This window comes from Thermodesulfobacteriota bacterium (genome assembly GCA_035559815.1).
Taxonomy (GTDB): Bacteria; Desulfobacterota_D; UBA1144; order Nemesobacterales; family CSP1-2; genus DATMAT01.
In genome coordinates this window covers 1-14,602 of record DATMAT010000067.1, presented here as the reverse complement: position 1 = coordinate 14,602, position 14,602 = coordinate 1, and the positions used below count along the sequence as shown (strand labels likewise).

At 46.1% G+C, this 14,602-nt stretch carries 15 protein-coding genes; 7 read left to right on the top strand and 8 right to left on the bottom strand.

Annotated features, from left to right (window positions below):
- Together VNN20_16210 and groES are read right to left on the bottom strand one after the other, a co-directional pair.
- Window positions 1-207: TCP-1/cpn60 chaperonin family protein (locus VNN20_16210; protein HWP93733.1), on the bottom strand; the 207-nt coding region annotated here is incomplete at its 3' end.
- A 35-nt stretch (window positions 208-242) separates the two neighbouring features.
- Entirely contained in the window at window positions 243-533 is a 291-nt protein-coding gene (groES, locus tag VNN20_16205; protein ID HWP93732.1) for a co-chaperone GroES, read from the bottom strand.
- Window positions 534-868: 335 nt separating this feature from the next.
- Here groES and VNN20_16200 point away from each other — a divergent pair, with 335 nt between their 5' ends.
- From VNN20_16200 to VNN20_16190, 3 genes are all read left to right on the top strand, one after another.
- Window positions 869-1,543 carry an SOS response-associated peptidase gene (locus VNN20_16200; protein ID HWP93731.1) on the top strand — a complete coding sequence of 225 codons (675 nt, stop codon included), beginning with the start codon at window positions 869-871 and terminating at the stop codon, window positions 1,541-1,543.
- A 49-nt stretch (window positions 1,544-1,592) separates the two neighbouring features.
- A complete protein-coding gene (locus VNN20_16195) occupies window positions 1,593-2,471 on the top strand; it encodes an MBOAT family protein (protein HWP93730.1) in 879 nt (292 codons plus the stop codon).
- A 253-nt stretch (window positions 2,472-2,724) separates the two neighbouring features.
- A complete protein-coding gene (locus tag VNN20_16190; GenBank protein ID HWP93729.1) occupies window positions 2,725-3,912 on the top strand; it encodes an acetyl-CoA C-acetyltransferase in 1,188 nt (395 codons plus the stop codon).
- A 42-nt stretch (window positions 3,913-3,954) separates the two neighbouring features.
- Here VNN20_16190 and VNN20_16185 read toward each other — a convergent pair whose 3' ends face one another.
- On the bottom strand, window positions 3,955-4,380 hold the full coding sequence (locus VNN20_16185) for a thioesterase family protein (protein HWP93728.1): 426 nt from the start codon (window positions 4,378-4,380) through the stop codon (window positions 3,955-3,957).
- A gap of 280 nt (window positions 4,381-4,660) precedes the next feature.
- Between VNN20_16185 and VNN20_16180 the strand changes: the two genes are divergently transcribed.
- A complete protein-coding gene (locus VNN20_16180; protein ID HWP93727.1) occupies window positions 4,661-5,212 on the top strand; it encodes a hypothetical protein in 552 nt (183 codons plus the stop codon).
- Between the two features lie 3 nt (window positions 5,213-5,215).
- On the opposite strand, the gene VNN20_16175 is transcribed toward VNN20_16180, so the two are convergent.
- The 4 genes from VNN20_16175 to VNN20_16160 all read right to left on the bottom strand — a co-directional run bounded on the left by VNN20_16175 (window position 5,216) and on the right by VNN20_16160 (window position 8,589).
- A complete protein-coding gene (locus tag VNN20_16175; protein ID HWP93726.1) occupies window positions 5,216-5,665 on the bottom strand; it encodes an SPOR domain-containing protein in 450 nt (149 codons plus the stop codon).
- Window positions 5,666-5,685: 20 nt separating this feature from the next.
- Window positions 5,686-6,741, bottom strand: a complete 1,056-nt coding sequence (locus VNN20_16170; GenBank protein ID HWP93725.1) for an LLM class flavin-dependent oxidoreductase — start codon at window positions 6,739-6,741, stop codon at window positions 5,686-5,688.
- A gap of 351 nt (window positions 6,742-7,092) precedes the next feature.
- Window positions 7,093-8,109 (bottom strand): hypothetical protein, encoded by a 1,017-nt coding sequence (locus tag VNN20_16165; protein HWP93724.1) that lies wholly within the window; start codon window positions 8,107-8,109, stop codon window positions 7,093-7,095.
- 156 nt (window positions 8,110-8,265) lie between these two features.
- On the bottom strand, window positions 8,266-8,589 hold the full coding sequence (locus VNN20_16160; GenBank protein ID HWP93723.1) for an SCP2 sterol-binding domain-containing protein: 324 nt from the start codon (window positions 8,587-8,589) through the stop codon (window positions 8,266-8,268).
- Window positions 8,590-8,752: 163 nt separating this feature from the next.
- On the opposite strand from VNN20_16160, the gene thiC reads away from it, so the two are divergent.
- On the top strand, window positions 8,753-10,642 hold the full coding sequence (gene thiC / locus VNN20_16155) for a phosphomethylpyrimidine synthase ThiC (protein ID HWP93722.1): 1,890 nt from the start codon (window positions 8,753-8,755) through the stop codon (window positions 10,640-10,642).
- A gap of 290 nt (window positions 10,643-10,932) precedes the next feature.
- Here the strand turns inward: thiC and VNN20_16150 are convergent, their stop codons facing one another.
- On the bottom strand, window positions 10,933-11,421 hold the full coding sequence (locus VNN20_16150) for a peptidylprolyl isomerase (protein ID HWP93721.1): 489 nt from the start codon (window positions 11,419-11,421) through the stop codon (window positions 10,933-10,935).
- Between the two features lie 702 nt (window positions 11,422-12,123).
- Here VNN20_16150 and VNN20_16145 point away from each other — a divergent pair.
- Window positions 12,124-13,359, top strand: a complete 1,236-nt coding sequence (locus VNN20_16145) for an anion transporter (protein ID HWP93720.1) — start codon at window positions 12,124-12,126, stop codon at window positions 13,357-13,359.
- Window positions 13,360-13,669: 310 nt separating this feature from the next.
- Complete coding sequence (locus tag VNN20_16140) at window positions 13,670-14,599, top strand: TIGR03560 family F420-dependent LLM class oxidoreductase (protein HWP93719.1); 930 nt, start codon at window positions 13,670-13,672, stop codon at window positions 14,597-14,599.
- Window positions 14,600-14,602 lie beyond the last annotated feature (3 nt).

Sequence of the window (14,602 nt, the reverse complement as noted above, 5' to 3'; positions counted from 1 at the left end):
CATGTTCTCGAACTTGTCCTCAAGCTCTATCTCCTTGGCCACGGTGACCCCGTCCTTGGTAACCACCGGTGCGCCGAAGGTCTTCTCTATAAGTACGTTCCTACCCCTCGGCCCCAGCGTCGCCTTCACCGCATTGGCCAGGGTATTTACCCCCCTCAAAACGGACGATTGTGCCTCCCTACTAAATTTTATTTCCTTTGCAGCCATGCTGTATTACCTCCTTGGGTTTCTATTTTTGTGTTTTATCCCTCGACAATTGCCAGAATTTCTTCTTCACGAAGGATAAGGTAATCCTCGCCATCGATATTTATGTCTGTTCCTGCATACTTGCCAAAAAGAACCTTGTCCCCTTCTTTTACATCTAATGCCCTGGTGGTGCCGTCATCCTGGAGCTTTCCCTTACCATGAGCAATGACCTTTCCTTCCTGAGGCTTTTCCTTTGCGGTATCGGGAATTATTATTCCGCCCTTAGTTTTCTCTTCGGTATCAAGCCTTTTTACTAAAACCCTGTCGTAGAGCGGTCTAACCTTCATACTGGACTCCTCCTTCTGTTTTAATGGGTTATTATGGAACGTTAGCACTTGGACTATACCAGTGCTAACGCGCATATAAGATAATCATGGTATAGGCTTTGTCAAGTCTGCGAATTAAAAGGTTTTCCAAAGTCAATAGTGGAGGAAGAAATTTCTAGTCGCCAACCTTTTACCCTAAAGATCTCGATAACCCGCTTTTCGAATTTAAGGCACCCCAACCAGTTATGAATTACACGGTAGCCCCCCCTAAAGTGCAGTAATCATAATTTTGAATACGGTGTTCTATTATTTATATTTAATAAATTTGTAAGCACTTATACAGATAACCATTCAAGATGCCTGGGCGTTATACACAAACTCATAATCTAGAAATCATGAAAAAGCGATTTGGATTCGATTCAAACGGAATCACGCTTGTTCCAAGATACAATATTGGCCCCGACCAGGTAGCACCCGTAGTCATGATAGAAGGTAGGAAGGTTCTTCAGATGATGCGGTGGGGGCTGGTTCCACGCTGGGCAAAAAAAGAGCCCGATAAATTGCAAATAAACGCAAGAGCAGAAACGCTGGCCGAAAAGCCCACTTTCCGGGATTCCTACAAGAATAGACGCTGCCTGGTTTTAGCCGATGGATTCTATGAGTGGCGAGAAAACGAAAAGAAGAATGATAAGACTCCATTCCGTTTCATATTGAAGGGCGGAGAGCCCTTCGCCTTCGCCGGCTTATGGGACAAATGGAGAAAGCCAGACGGAAGCACACTTCTATCCTTCGCCATTATTACCACAGAACCCAACGAATTGATTCGCCCTATCCATAACCGGATGCCGGTTATTCTTCACCAAGAACACGAAGAACTGTGGCTTGACCCTAGTTTTAATGATACCAAAGAGTTATCATCGGTTCTAACACCATACCCATCCGACCAGATGGATTTTTATGAGGTCTCTACCGTGGTTAACTCTCCCAAAAACGATAAACCAGTATGCATAGAGCCGAAAAATCCCCTCTAACTCTATTAGCTACCATACTGGTTTCAACCATCACCATCCTGTCGAGCTCATGCAAGATATTATAAAGTGGTCTAAGTTCATACCAGTGATCGTCCTGCCCGTCCTTGCCCTAGCATCTCGCCCCAGTTTTTCCAGTTGGGAATTGATGTGGTTAATGGGGTTTTCTATATATGCGGGATGCAAGTGGCTTACCTGGTGTCGAGCCCTGGAAAAAGGAATGAGACCGAGTTTACTAATGTCTTTGGGGTATTTGCTCTTTTGGCTGGGTATGGATGCACAGGAGTTTCTGGACAGAAAAACCAAAATCGGAAAACCAACCAGAAAGTTATGGTGCATAGCTATTATCAAAACTCTTCTCGGGGCAATCTTGCTCTGGGGTGTTCCACGACTGCTTCCGGTTGAACAACCATTATTGATCGGCTGGGTCGGAGCTTTAGGGCTTCTCTTGCTACTCTTTTTTGGCATCTTTCATATCTTTGCCTTAATCTGGCAGGAGTTAGGAATAAACGCCCGCCATATCATGAACTCGCCTTTACTGGCAACCTCCCTCTCGGATTTTTGGGGCAGAAGATGGAATCTGGCGGTTCACCAGCTGGCACAGGAGTTAGTATTTCAGCCCTTAGTTCGCCCCACCGGAGTAGCCTGGGCTACCTTCATGGCGTTTCTGGCCTCGGGACTGGCCCATGAGCTCATTACATCGTTACCCGCAGGTGGAGGATATGGTCTCCCTACCTCTTATTTCGTATTGCAGAGCTTTGGCGTTTTTGTGGAGAGGTCTAAACTGGGCAGAGGATTAGGACTAGGGCGCGGCCCTTTAGGCTGGCTTTTCACTTTCGTTTTTACCGCCTGCCCTTTTTTCCTCCTATTCCATCCACCGTTCATAATTAACGTGATAATTCCCTTCATGACGAAAATCCATGCTATTTAGCCTGAACTCTTCTATATACGCACCTTCATTCCTTTAGAAGAGCCAGGCACGATCATGGTATGTATTGACATATCACCCCACACGCCCATACTTCCACACTCCTTTTTACGACTCACCTTCGCTTTCGCAAATCAAATGTTTAAATCATTCAATTAGCCCGATAGCCGGTTTCATTTTGCAAATGCACACTTTCTTGGGTACACTCCAACAAAAGCCATCCAACGCATTAAAAATTCTAAGGAGGTTAAATGCCATGCAGAAGGTAGTCATTTGCGAGCCCTTAAGAACAGCAATTGGAACGTTCAGTGGAACCCTCAAAGATTTCCCAGCTCCTACGCTGGGTGCTACGGTTGTCAAAGAGATTTTAAACCGAACCGAAATCGACCCAAAAGAGATCGAAGACTGTATCATGGGAAACATTCTCTCTGCAGGACAGGGAATGAACCCTTCCAGACAGGTTGCGCTCAATGCGGGACTCAACATACAGACCCCGGCATTCACAATCAACCGGGTTTGCGGTTCCGGACTTCAGTCCGTCGCCCTGGCCGCTCAGGCAATCAAGGCCGGAGACGCGGAGTTAGTATTGGCTGGTGGAATCGAAAACATGAGCGCAGCGCCGTTTTATCTTCAGAAAGCACGTTATGGTTACAGAATGGCTATGCCCAAGGATGAAATAGTCGACGGGATGGTCTATGACGGGCTATGGGACATCTTTAATAACTACCACATGGGAGTTACCGCAGAAAACCTGGCAGAGATATATAACATTACCAGGGAAGAACAGGATGAATTCGCTTACAAGAGCCAAATGAAAGCTAAGGCGGCCCAGGAAGAAGGAAAGTTTAAGGACGAGATTGTCCCGGTCATGGTGCCCCAGAGGAAAGGGGACCCTATTCCCTTCGAGAAGGATGAGCACGTCAGGGGAGATACAACACCGCAAAGCCTGGCCGCATTACGCCCGGTGTTTAAGGTAGGGGGAACCGTCACCGCTGGAAACGCATCCGGGATCAACGACGGAGCTGCGGCAATGCTGGTGGCCAGCGCGGACAAAGCAAAAGCACTGGGACTCAAGCCCATGGGTGCAGTAGTAGCCTATGCAGTTGCCGGTGTCGAGCCATCCATCATGGGAATCGGACCGGTGCCAGCTATTCAAAAGGCTCTGGATAAGGCCGGACTTTCCTTAGACGACATCGACCTATTCGAGCTCAACGAAGCCTTTGCCGTACAGTCCTTGGCCGTGCTCAGAGACCTGCCCATTCCGGAAGAGAGGATAAACGTGAATGGCGGCGCCATTGCCCTAGGCCATCCGATCGGAGCCTCGGGCGCCATCATATTGACTAAACTCCTCCACGAGATGAAAAGAAGAAAAGCAAAAAGAGGTCTGGCCTCACTTTGCATCGGCGGTGGCATGGGGATAGCAATGATCGTAGAAAAGGCTTAGGAAGTTTAAGGGGCGGTAGAAGAACCGCCCCTTATGCCAATCCTATTTGAGAAAAATCTCTTTAAACTTCTCCGGAACCAAAGCCACCTTTCTTTCCTTATAATCAAAAAAGACTATCCCGGTCTTGGCCCTGGCCACCTCTCTGCCCGTTTCCTTCTCGCTGATCTTGTAGAGAAAATCGCAACCGTACTGGCTGAAGTCGGAAGCCGCCACTTCGATCCTCATAGTTTCGCCGTAAAATGCCTCGGATTTGTACACTATAACCGCATCAGAGACGATCAAGCCGGGGCCATCAACATCCATTTCGGTAAAGCCGTATCTACGGAGCAGTCTGACCCGGGCTTCATGGGTCAGAGTAAGTATAGAGTCATGCCCTAAATGGCCTCCGTAGTTTATGTCATTAACCCTTAGAGGGATTTCCGTGAAGAAAACAAATTCTTCCGGCAGGTCTAATTTAACTCTTGCCATGGTTATCTATCTCTCAATTAACCCAAACTAAGGCTGCTCGAAATTATACCAGCTTTACGAACATATAACCCATTGAAAAAGCAACCGCCAATTACCAGGAACGGGGCAATAACCCTTTAAGAGACTTATTCGATGCTTCTCCTATCGCAACGAAGTCGAGCAAGAGAAAGACATAAGTTGAATTATGTCGATTAAGAAAAATCTCATTGACATAACCAGTGTCTTTTTGATAAATTTTAGTATTATACTTATACCAAAAATATAAGGAGATCAAATAAGAATGAAGGTCGAGAAGATGAATCTCCACTCACTTAGAACCTTCTTTGGAAAGCTCGTAAAAATGAGCTTTTATGACCTGGGCAAGGAGAAAGACCTGCAGGCCGCATCCTACATAACGGACGTGCTCGCAGAATTTGTCGAGGCAGAGAAACTTTATAAAATAAGGGATGCCGAAGGCAAAAGTGTCCAAACGGTCGTCGATATGCTGCTGGAAACTCAAAGTGATTCCCCCGAATATTCCGATCTGGAAAGAGAGATGAGAAAGTATATAGGCGATTTTACCCTTTTTATGACCGGCATTTTCAGGGATTACATAATTAAACGCTCCTACCTTCGTTACTACATTAACGAGGGAACCAAATCCTATTTCCTTGTTTCCCGGTTTGACCTAGAGGCAGGAAAAGGGGACCCGATAATGTTCAGTAAGCTTTCACATGATTTTGAATTCTACTCCGGGGCCCTCGACTACATGAAGAAGGTTTATTTTCAGGCCGGTCCATCCGGAGACCCCTTCTCCGATTTTGTTCATCAGATTTCTAAGCAAAGGCATTAAGCCTCATTTAGCCTCCACCACCGTAACCTTCATTTCCTCTTTTGTCTCGAAAGTCCTGGCGTAGCTCATCGCCTCTTCCTTGGACGTCCACGACCCTATCCTCACCTTGTATATTACTCCCTCTCTCCCTTTGACCGTTTGTATATCGGGGAAATAACCCCGTGTATTCAGCGTATCCACTAGACCGGCCGCACTTTGCATATCACTAAAAACTGCGACCTCCAAAGAATAGAGATTACTGGGGGCTACGGTTCTCTTTGTTTCTTTTACTGGGCTTCTTTTCTCGATAGAAGTTGACTGCGTTTTTTTAATGCCAAATCGTGAGAGCATCTCCTGAGGAAGCAGGTCTGCCACCTTGGGGCTAAGATAAACTCCCAAAACAAAACCGATCAAAATCTTTAGAATAGTGGAGATAAATGACCCGCCTCCTTTTTTATTTCTACGTGATGCCATAGTAGTCTTTTTACCCCGTCCTAACCGCTTGCCTTAAAATAAGGAAGTACTTCTTTGGTCAAAACCTTAAAAGATTTCTTTCGGTCGGGACTGAAATCCCTCAAAATAAAATGATCAACCCCGGCCCGAACGTATTCCTCCATTCTTCTTATGACATCCTGCTTTGAGCCGGCTATTACGAAATCAAGCACTATCTCTCTAGTATAGTATTTGGCTCCCATTTCCCTGAATTTCCCGAGCATGTCCGGATCATTGGGCATAATCTTGGTATACTGAAGCCCCCTATATTCATCGGCAATTTCTACGTTATAACCAGCTTCGTTAAGCAGTTCGGGCCAGATAAGGGCGTGTTTTATCGGCTCAAGTGATTTATATGCCTCATCCTCGTTCCTGGCCAGGGAGACAAATATGTAAATGCATTTCTCTAATTGGTCCGGAGATTGCCATCTTGCCTTCACCCCTTCTTCCACCACCTTTGATTTCTCTGAAAATAGCTTTGCGGGCATGGCATTTGTGACCCACCCATCACCGTATTCCCCGGCGATTCTGAGTGCCCGGGGAGCGGTTGCCGCTATATAAATTGGGATACCCTTTTCACTCCAGGGTTTTATTCTCAACTCCGCCCCGGACAGCCTGTAGAATTCTCCATCGAATTCAACAGCCTCTCCTTTCCAGAGGGCCCGCATGATTTTCACCGATTCCACCACCCGCTTGAGCGGCTTATCCCATTTTATCCCGTAGGGATCGAGGTTCATCTTCTCTCCATAGCCGACGCAAACGAAAATTCTACCGTTTGATATGTGGTCAACCGTGGCCAGCCTATGGGCAAAAATCGCCGGGTGCATCCTGTGAGCATCGCCGATTGTTCCCATTTCAATCCTCTTTGTCTTCGTGGATGCCGCAGTGATGACAGACCATACCTCCGGCGTTATGGTCTTTGCCATGAAGACCACATGATCGGGAAACCAAACGGTATCAAAACCTCCTCTCTCGTATTGCACGGTCTGTTTGATTAAATTGTCAGTGGATTCTCCAGGGACAGAGCCGGTAATTCCGAATTTCAGTCTTCCTCCCATCTCTTTGTCTCCTCTCGTTTTGGCTTAGTCCATTATACCAAATTCATGCCTAATTTAATCTACTTTAAGTCCGTTGCAAGGGTATAATGGTAGAGAATCCGGTAATACTTTTAAAGTTAATGTGTGCTTCGTAGGTTAGTCTAACAGTAGTTTCGTTAACTCAGTATAAGCTTGCTAGCTCCTAAATGTAGGGAACGCATATATGCGTTCCCTAGAACTTATATTCACTTAAGTTCCTACGCTCTCTCCAAAAAGTATCAACAAGCTGGCCTACCAACAGCATGACAAAAGGAGTGGTAGCCTTGGTCGTAATTTCCTTACTTAAAATGTGAAGGGAATAGCCCGGACTGGTCAATCAAAAACAAGCCTTCTCACTTCATCAGACTCCATCGACAATTCGACCCTCAATCTATCGTCCACCCTCTTTATCCACGAAATCATCTTTCTATAAACGTCCACCCTATTGAATTTTACACATCTGTATTTACCGTCAGCCGAAGGAACAATTTCATCTAGGACTACCGGGCTCTGGGGAAAGCGGCTCTTTATTGCTTCAAGGAGTAATTTATGAAGCTTCACCGTCCCCAGCGATATATAATCGATCCTCCCGGTATCAAGAACCGAGAGCAGGTTCCACACCATCTCCTGGTAATCCTTTTCCCATCCCTGGTACCTTATAACCGGGTCTAATCTTACCCCAACCAGATACCCTGTTTCCTGACACCTCTTTGCGGCTAGGAGCCTTTCCCCAAAAGAAGGAGTCTTGTGCTCCATGGAACTTGCCACTCGCTCCGGACTGAACGTCCAGGAGGGAATCATATTGCCGGGCGGATCCTTTATCGACAAAAGATTCTCCACGTTCGAACTCTTGGTCCGGAATTCTATTGCTCCGTTCCGGTGTCTCGAAAAAAGTTCCGCCGCATCCAGGGAAAACTCGGTAATATCGTCAAAAGCCAAAGAATCACACACCTCCCCTACATGAAAGTAGGGACTGGGATGGGTTTTCAGAACCTGTTCCATTCCGACCATAAGCTCATCGCGGTTCACGAAGACCACCGGCACCTTGGTCTGAAAATAATACTGGAGGTAACAGTACTCGCAGTCATACCGGCAGTCTATTTCGTGAAATAGATAGAATTCGCCCCTCTCCATCCTGCCGATGTTTTTTAAAAACTCCCCTTTCCTCTCCGCCAAGGCCAGGGCACTCTTATCCTCCTCCGCCCTTACCGAAAAAGGCTTTTCCTCTCCGATTTTCTTGTAGTTATCCACCAATTCAATATGAACTGGATTCAGCTTGTTTGAAACTTTTATGGTGAAAGGATGATCCCTTATTTTTTCTTCTATGTAGAGTCTGTCGGGTTTTTGCATTTTTTACTTCAATTCTTCAGATTATTGGCGAGCAAATTTAGCAAACGATACAGGATGCATGATGCAAGACACAGGAAATAACTACCATGTATCATGAATGGTGCATCATGTATCGGGTCAGTTTGCACCGTGTTGATACATAGCTGAACACGATATTTATTTGCTAAAGAGCTTTCCCAATTTCATCGCTAATCCAAGGTCGCCGGAAAATTTTATTCTGCCGGTCATGAATGCGCTTTCCGCTTTTAGCTTTCCGGTAGCTATCTTGATGAAATCTTCGGATGAAATAGCAACTCCGCACTGAGCTTCTTCGTCACTCTCCCTGACACCGAAAGAGTCCTTCCGAAGGTCGACTATCCAGGTGCCTCCGCCACGCCCGTTTAATACAAATTTATAGACACCACCCAACTTCAAAAATTCGTCTATCCTCTCCCTGATTTTCCTCTCCATTTTATCGAATACATCTTTTGGAGTATCCATATACCGGCCCCTTTTTAGTCGTTGTGAAACGTCATTTTAACATCAAGGCATCGAGTATTCTAGTTGTAGCTCGTTAATATTGCGCGTTCTAATCCGGGGAATGTCCTCCCCCCAAGAGATCATGAAATTGACACCGATATTAAATCCTTATATCCTAGACAATATGTCTAGACAGATTAGCATACCAACCCAACGAACTATCACCCGTGAGCCATTTCCCAATTCTAAAAAGATTTATGTCAGCGGGAAATTACACGATATCAAAGTGGCCATGCGTGAAATTCACCTGGAAGATTCCGACCAGATTTTTGCATTAAACGGAGGCTCCGTTAAAAACTATTCCATCACCGTATACGATACGAGCGGTCCCTATACCGACCCGAACGTGGAAATCGACGTTCACCAGGGGTTACCGCCGCTTCGTGAGAAATGGATATTAGAGAGAGGTGACTCAGAAAGACTTACAAACTTTTCATCCGAATTTGCCAGAAGCAGCCTTAAAGAGATTAAGTTAAACGGGGTCAGGTTCAAGCACTTGAGAAAACCCCTGAGAGCAAAACCGGGCAAAAACGTCACGCAGATGCATTATGCCCGAAAAGGCATCATCACACCGGAGATGGAGTACATAGCCATCCGAGAGAACCAGCGTATTGATGAGATGAAGGAGAAGATGAAAGACCTGGCTGCCTATCACCGGGGAGAAAGCTTCGGGGCAAATATGCCGGATAGCTACATAACCCCAGAATTCGTCAGAGAGGAGGTAGCTAGAGGGAGGGCCATCATCCCCAGCAATATCAACCATCCGGAGAGCGAGCCGATGATCATCGGCAGAAATTTCCTGGTGAAGATCAATGCCAACATTGGAAACTCAGCCGTGACCTCGAGCATCGAGGAAGAAGTGGAGAAAGCGGTCTGGGCATGCCGCTGGGGCGCAGATACAATCATGGATTTATCGACCGGCAAAAACATTCACGAAACCAGGGAATGGATAATAAGGAACTCGCCTGTTCCGGTGGGCACTGTGCCAATCTACCAGGCGCTCGAAAAAGTAGGCGGGAAGGCCGAGGAGCTGACCTGGGAGATATTCAGGGATACCCTTATCGAGCAGGCAGAGCAAGGTGTCGACTATTTTACGATTCATGCCGGAGTGTTACTGAGATACATTCCTCTCACCGCAAAGAGGGTTACCGGCATAGTCTCAAGAGGCGGTTCTATCATGGCAAAATGGTGCTTGTCACACCACAAGGAGAGCTTCCTTTACACCCACTTTGAAGAGATATGCGAAATCATGAAGGCCTACGACATCGCATTCTCTCTGGGTGACGGTCTTAGGCCGGGATGTATTGCCGACGCCAACGACGAGGCCCAATTTGCCGAACTAGAGACATTGGGGGAATTAACTCAGATCGCCTGGAGGCATGACGTTCAGGTGATGATCGAAGGCCCGGGGCACATCCCTATGCACCTAATCAAGGAAAACATGGATAAACAGCTCCAGATTTGTAAGGAAGCCCCTTTCTACACCCTTGGCCCATTGACCACAGACATCGCTCCGGGATATGACCACATAACCTCCGCCATAGGAGCGGCAATGATTGGCTGGTATGGTACGGCAATGCTCTGTTACGTAACACCAAAAGAACACCTAGGGCTACCTAACAAGAAAGACGTGAAAGACGGGGTAATCGCTTACAAGATAGCCGCCCATGCGGCGGACTTGGCCAAAGGACACCCGGTCGCACAACTCCGGGACAATGTGCTCAGCAAGGCACGATTTGAATTCAGGTGGAACGACCAGTTCAATCTATCTCTAGACCCGGACAGCGCCAGGGCGATGCATGATGAAACGCTTCCGTCGGACAACGCCAAGCTTGCTCACTTTTGCTCCATGTGCGGGCCCAAGTTCTGCTCCATGAGGATAACCCAGGATGTAAGAGAGTACGCAGCAAGACACGGTATCTCCGAGCATGAAGCCATCGAGAGGGGAATGGAGGAAAAAGCGAAGGAGTTTACCGAAGCCGGCGGAGAAGTTTATTTGACGGTGAGAAAGTAGTGAGGTATCTCCAATTTCAGAAGACCAACGCACAATAACTACAACACATCATTACTGGGCAAGCCCCATATTATTCATAGTTATGTGTAACCTATGTCTCCGGTTTATTCTATAACCCAAGCCTCCGTTTTAACCCCCTTTGTGTTTCCACCATACTTCGACTTCGCTCAGCACAGGCTTAGTAAGAGGTGAATTGAAGAGGGGTTGTTTCTTTGCACGTCGTTGAAGTCCTTTGATTACTGTCAGGCCAACTCCGATAATTAATCTCTTATTTTGAATAAGTTTGAAAATCAATCTTTCGCTACTTCCACTATCTTCACCGATTCAATCACCACTGGCTCTAAAGGAACGTCCTGAAAGGGACCGACCCTACCAGTTTTCACCTGTGCGATTTTATTGACCACATCCATGCCCTCCACAACCTTGCCGAATACAGCATAGCCGAAGTCCCTCGAACCGTGGTTTAAAAATTGGTTATCCACCTGGTTTATGAAGAACTGCGAAGTTGCACTATCCACCACGCTTGTGCGGGCCATAGCTATAGTGCCGGGCTCATTCTTCAAACCATTATCCGCCTCATTTTTGATGGGGGATTTTGTAGGTTTCTGCTCCATATTCGGGGTAAATCCGCCTCCCTGAATCATGAAACCAGGAATCACTCGATGAAAGATGGTGCCATTATAGAAACCATCTTTAGCGTAGGATAGAAAATTCTCCACCGTTATCGGCGCCTTGTCCGGGTAAAGCTCTATCTTTATATCACCCAACGACGTTGTCATTATTACCACGGGGTTGCCTCCTTTTGTTTCGGTCTCCTTACCTGTTGTATTATCTTTCTCTACTTGTTTCTCCCGGCCTTGTTCAGTTTCAGCAACTACTTTTTCGCTTGGCTCATTACCACTGTCCGTTATCTCCATTTGTTCTGGTTGTCCCCGATTCTTTTCAGTTTGCTGGCAACCCCAGGCAATCATGGCCGCAGAGACAAGAAGTGCAACAACGAAGAATTTGATCATGGAACTGGAAAAACATCTCAGATTCTTGGGTAAATTTTGTAACGAAATTTCTTTCATTATATTTTTGCTCTCCTCATCCGGCAATTTGATTTTTAGCCCCAATAACCCAACTGGCAACTTGGTTTGACCCTAAAAAATAACCTTAATCAAAACCGTTGGCAAGAAAATTTTTAAATCTCACCTTGGTAATTGTCATTGTAGAGATATGCCATAGCCTGTATAACAGGATTTCCTCTTCCCGAGTGCGAGAGGACAAGCTTTATTTGTAATCCAACCCATTTGTCATTCCCGAACGTTCCCCGCTAAAAGCGTGCGGGGACAAGCTTAATCGGGAATCCATGACTAAAAAAACTGTATTCCCCCCTTCCGCGGGAATGACAAAGAAATACCGGCTAAATTCTGTGACTGATATCAATAATCAGGTAACATGCTGGGACAAAATTTCTTTACTGCCTATTAGTACAAAATATGACCGATAAAACCCTCTACGCAGCCATTATATTCGTCTTGACCTATTTGCTAATAACAGTTCAGAAGATTCCCGGGATTAAGCTCGACCGCCCAGCCGGTGTGTCGATCGGAGCCATACTTATGGTCCTGGCTGGTGTCCTAACACTGGATGAAGCATATGCCTTCATCGACCTAGACACACTCGCTTTTCTATTGGGCATGATGATACTGATCGCCTATCTGGGACTATCCGGGTTCTTTGAGCTGGTGGCTTCCTGGATTGTAAGGGTTTCCGGCAACACTTCAAGAATGCTACTCCTAGTGGTGTTTTCGAGCGGGATACTTTCTGCCCTTTTCGTTAACGATACGATCTGTCTTCTTTTTACCCCAATTATACTTGCGGCAACAAAAACTGTTGGGGTAAACCCAGTTCCATTTCTCATAGCCGTAGCCACTGCCTCGAACATCGGGAGCGTAGCCACCGTGACCGGGAACCCTCAGAACATGTTCATAGGCATCCGCTCTGGAATCCCCTTTCTCACATTCCTGGCAAAGATGCTGCCGATAAGCCTTATCGGATTATTTCTCAATTACGCCATAATAAGACTATTTTATAGCAAAGAGATTAACCGAAAGACCATATCCCCGAACGGGATTCATAAAATCAAACTCAATAAACTCCTTCTGGTTAAATCCCTGGGGGTGCTGATAGTAGTTTTTTTACTTTTTATATACGGTATTCCCTATCCCTTCGCTGCGCTCCTCGGTGCGGCCCTGATTTTACTCATCGGAGTTATCGAGCCCAAGCTAGCCTTTCGAGAAGTAAACTGGACGCTCCTTCTCTTTTTTGCGGGGCTTTTTGTGGTCATGGGTGGGGTAGAAAAATCCGGGCTAAGCGAAACACTGTTCGAAAAAACCTCTTATTTATTTGAACTCAATTCATGGAAAGGTATGTCTAGCACTAGCGCAATAGTTCTAATACTTTCGAATTTGGTGAGCAATGTCCCGGCAGTGATGCTATTTGCCCCGCATGTAAGCTCTTCTCCAAACCCGGAAAATACCTGGCTCGTACTGGCAATGGCCAGCACCCTTGCCGGGAATTTTACGTTGGTAGGCTCGGTGGCAAATCTAATTGTTGCCGAAATCGCAAAGGAAGGCGGTGTAAAGATGGGTTTTTGGGAATATTTCAAATTAGGAGCACCGATTACAGTCATCAGCATTCTCATGGGCATTTTTTGGCTGCTTTATGTGTGACTCTCTAATATAATCCTCGTATTAGTTTCCTTTTAATTGGTTTCACGCTAATTGGTATATGACTCCGTAGCAAAACAATCTGACAAAGAATGTCCTTCCGAACGAACGTGAGAAATCTCAACAGATTGCTTCGTCGCTTTGCTCCTCGCAATGACCCCTCTCTTTATACTCAGAGAAAGATAAAAGAATTATTTTACGAACAAATTATGAAATGCCCCCGACATATCGTACTAACCTTTAGAGTTGATTCGGCAACATCACTCTGTTAAAGTCATTCTTATAATCCTAGAATATTCAAGCAGGTGAAAAGATGAATAAAGTAGAATTCGGTGTAGTACTCCGTCAGGAGAAGATAGATTTCAAACCGATACGCGAAACGGCAGAACTCTGCGATGAATTGGGCTTTCATTCCGTATGGTTCTACGACCACATAGTGGGAATGGGCTCTACGGACTCGGATATATTCGAGGCATGGACGTTAATGTCCGCCCTGTCCACCATTACCTGGAGAGTAAAGATTGGCACACTCGTTCTCTGTAACTCCTTTAGACAACCTTCCCTGCTAGCCAAGATGGCCGCAACCCTCGATAACATAAGCGGAGGAAGACTGGACTTCGCAATCGGAGCAGGCTGGTTCGAGCCTGAATACAAAGCTTACGGTTATCCGTTTCCGGATACGGTTACCCGGATTAAGCAGCTCAAAGAAGCAGTTAAAATCATTAGAGCCATGTGGACCGAAGAGAAAGCGACTTTTGAAGGAAAGTACTACCAAATCCGTGATGCTTACTGCAACCCAAAGCCGGTACAAAGACCGCATCCCCCTATAACAATCGGAGGCTCGGGAGAGAAGTACCTACTGCGAGTAGTTGCTGAGCTTGCAGACGAGTGGAACTGTCCGGCCTCGAATGCTGGGGAATACGACCGGAAACTAAGTGCACTCAAAAATCACTGTAAAGACTTGGGAAGAAACTTTAACCAGATAAGAATATCGGAACAAACAGTATGCGTTATTGCGGAGAACAAATCCGAGCTTGAGGAAAAACTGCCCAAGGCTAAAAAGCGCTACGGCTTTTTTGGAGATATCGAGAAGACCGGAATAGTCGGCTTGCCCGATGAGTGTATTAAAAGGATTAAAAAGAAGGCAGAAAAGGGCGTGAGTAAATTCACCATATTCTTTTATGACATCATGAAGCCAGAGTCCCTGCGCTTATTTGCCAGGGAAGTCATGTCTGCTTTTTGAAAA

Bases quoted from the DNA above. Each gene is read 5' to 3' on its own strand.
- VNN20_16145 (HWP93720.1), top strand. From the start codon at position 12,124: ATGACCGATAAAACCCTCTACGCAGCCATTATATTCGTCTTGACCTAT.
- VNN20_16175 (HWP93726.1), bottom strand. From the start codon at position 5,665: ATGGCATCACGTAGAAATAAAAAAGGAGGCGGGTCATTTATCTCCACT.
- VNN20_16190 (HWP93729.1), top strand. From the start codon at position 2,725: ATGCAGAAGGTAGTCATTTGCGAGCCCTTAAGAACAGCAATTGGAACG.
- VNN20_16195 (HWP93730.1), top strand. From the start codon at position 1,593: ATGCAAGATATTATAAAGTGGTCTAAGTTCATACCAGTGATCGTCCTG.
- VNN20_16150 (HWP93721.1), bottom strand. From the start codon at position 11,421: ATGACAACGTCGTTGGGTGATATAAAGATAGAGCTTTACCCGGACAAG.
- VNN20_16185 (HWP93728.1), bottom strand. From the start codon at position 4,380: ATGGCAAGAGTTAAATTAGACCTGCCGGAAGAATTTGTTTTCTTCACG.
- thiC (HWP93722.1), top strand. From the start codon at position 8,753: ATGTCTAGACAGATTAGCATACCAACCCAACGAACTATCACCCGTGAG.
- VNN20_16170 (HWP93725.1), bottom strand. From the start codon at position 6,741: ATGGGAGGAAGACTGAAATTCGGAATTACCGGCTCTGTCCCTGGAGAA.
- VNN20_16165 (HWP93724.1), bottom strand. From the start codon at position 8,109: ATGCAAAAACCCGACAGACTCTACATAGAAGAAAAAATAAGGGATCAT.
- groES (HWP93732.1), bottom strand. From the start codon at position 533: ATGAAGGTTAGACCGCTCTACGACAGGGTTTTAGTAAAAAGGCTTGAT.
- VNN20_16140 (HWP93719.1), top strand. From the start codon at position 13,670: ATGAATAAAGTAGAATTCGGTGTAGTACTCCGTCAGGAGAAGATAGAT.
- VNN20_16160 (HWP93723.1), bottom strand. From the start codon at position 8,589: ATGGATACTCCAAAAGATGTATTCGATAAAATGGAGAGGAAAATCAGG.
- VNN20_16180 (HWP93727.1), top strand. From the start codon at position 4,661: ATGAAGGTCGAGAAGATGAATCTCCACTCACTTAGAACCTTCTTTGGA.
- VNN20_16200 (HWP93731.1), top strand. From the start codon at position 869: ATGCCTGGGCGTTATACACAAACTCATAATCTAGAAATCATGAAAAAG.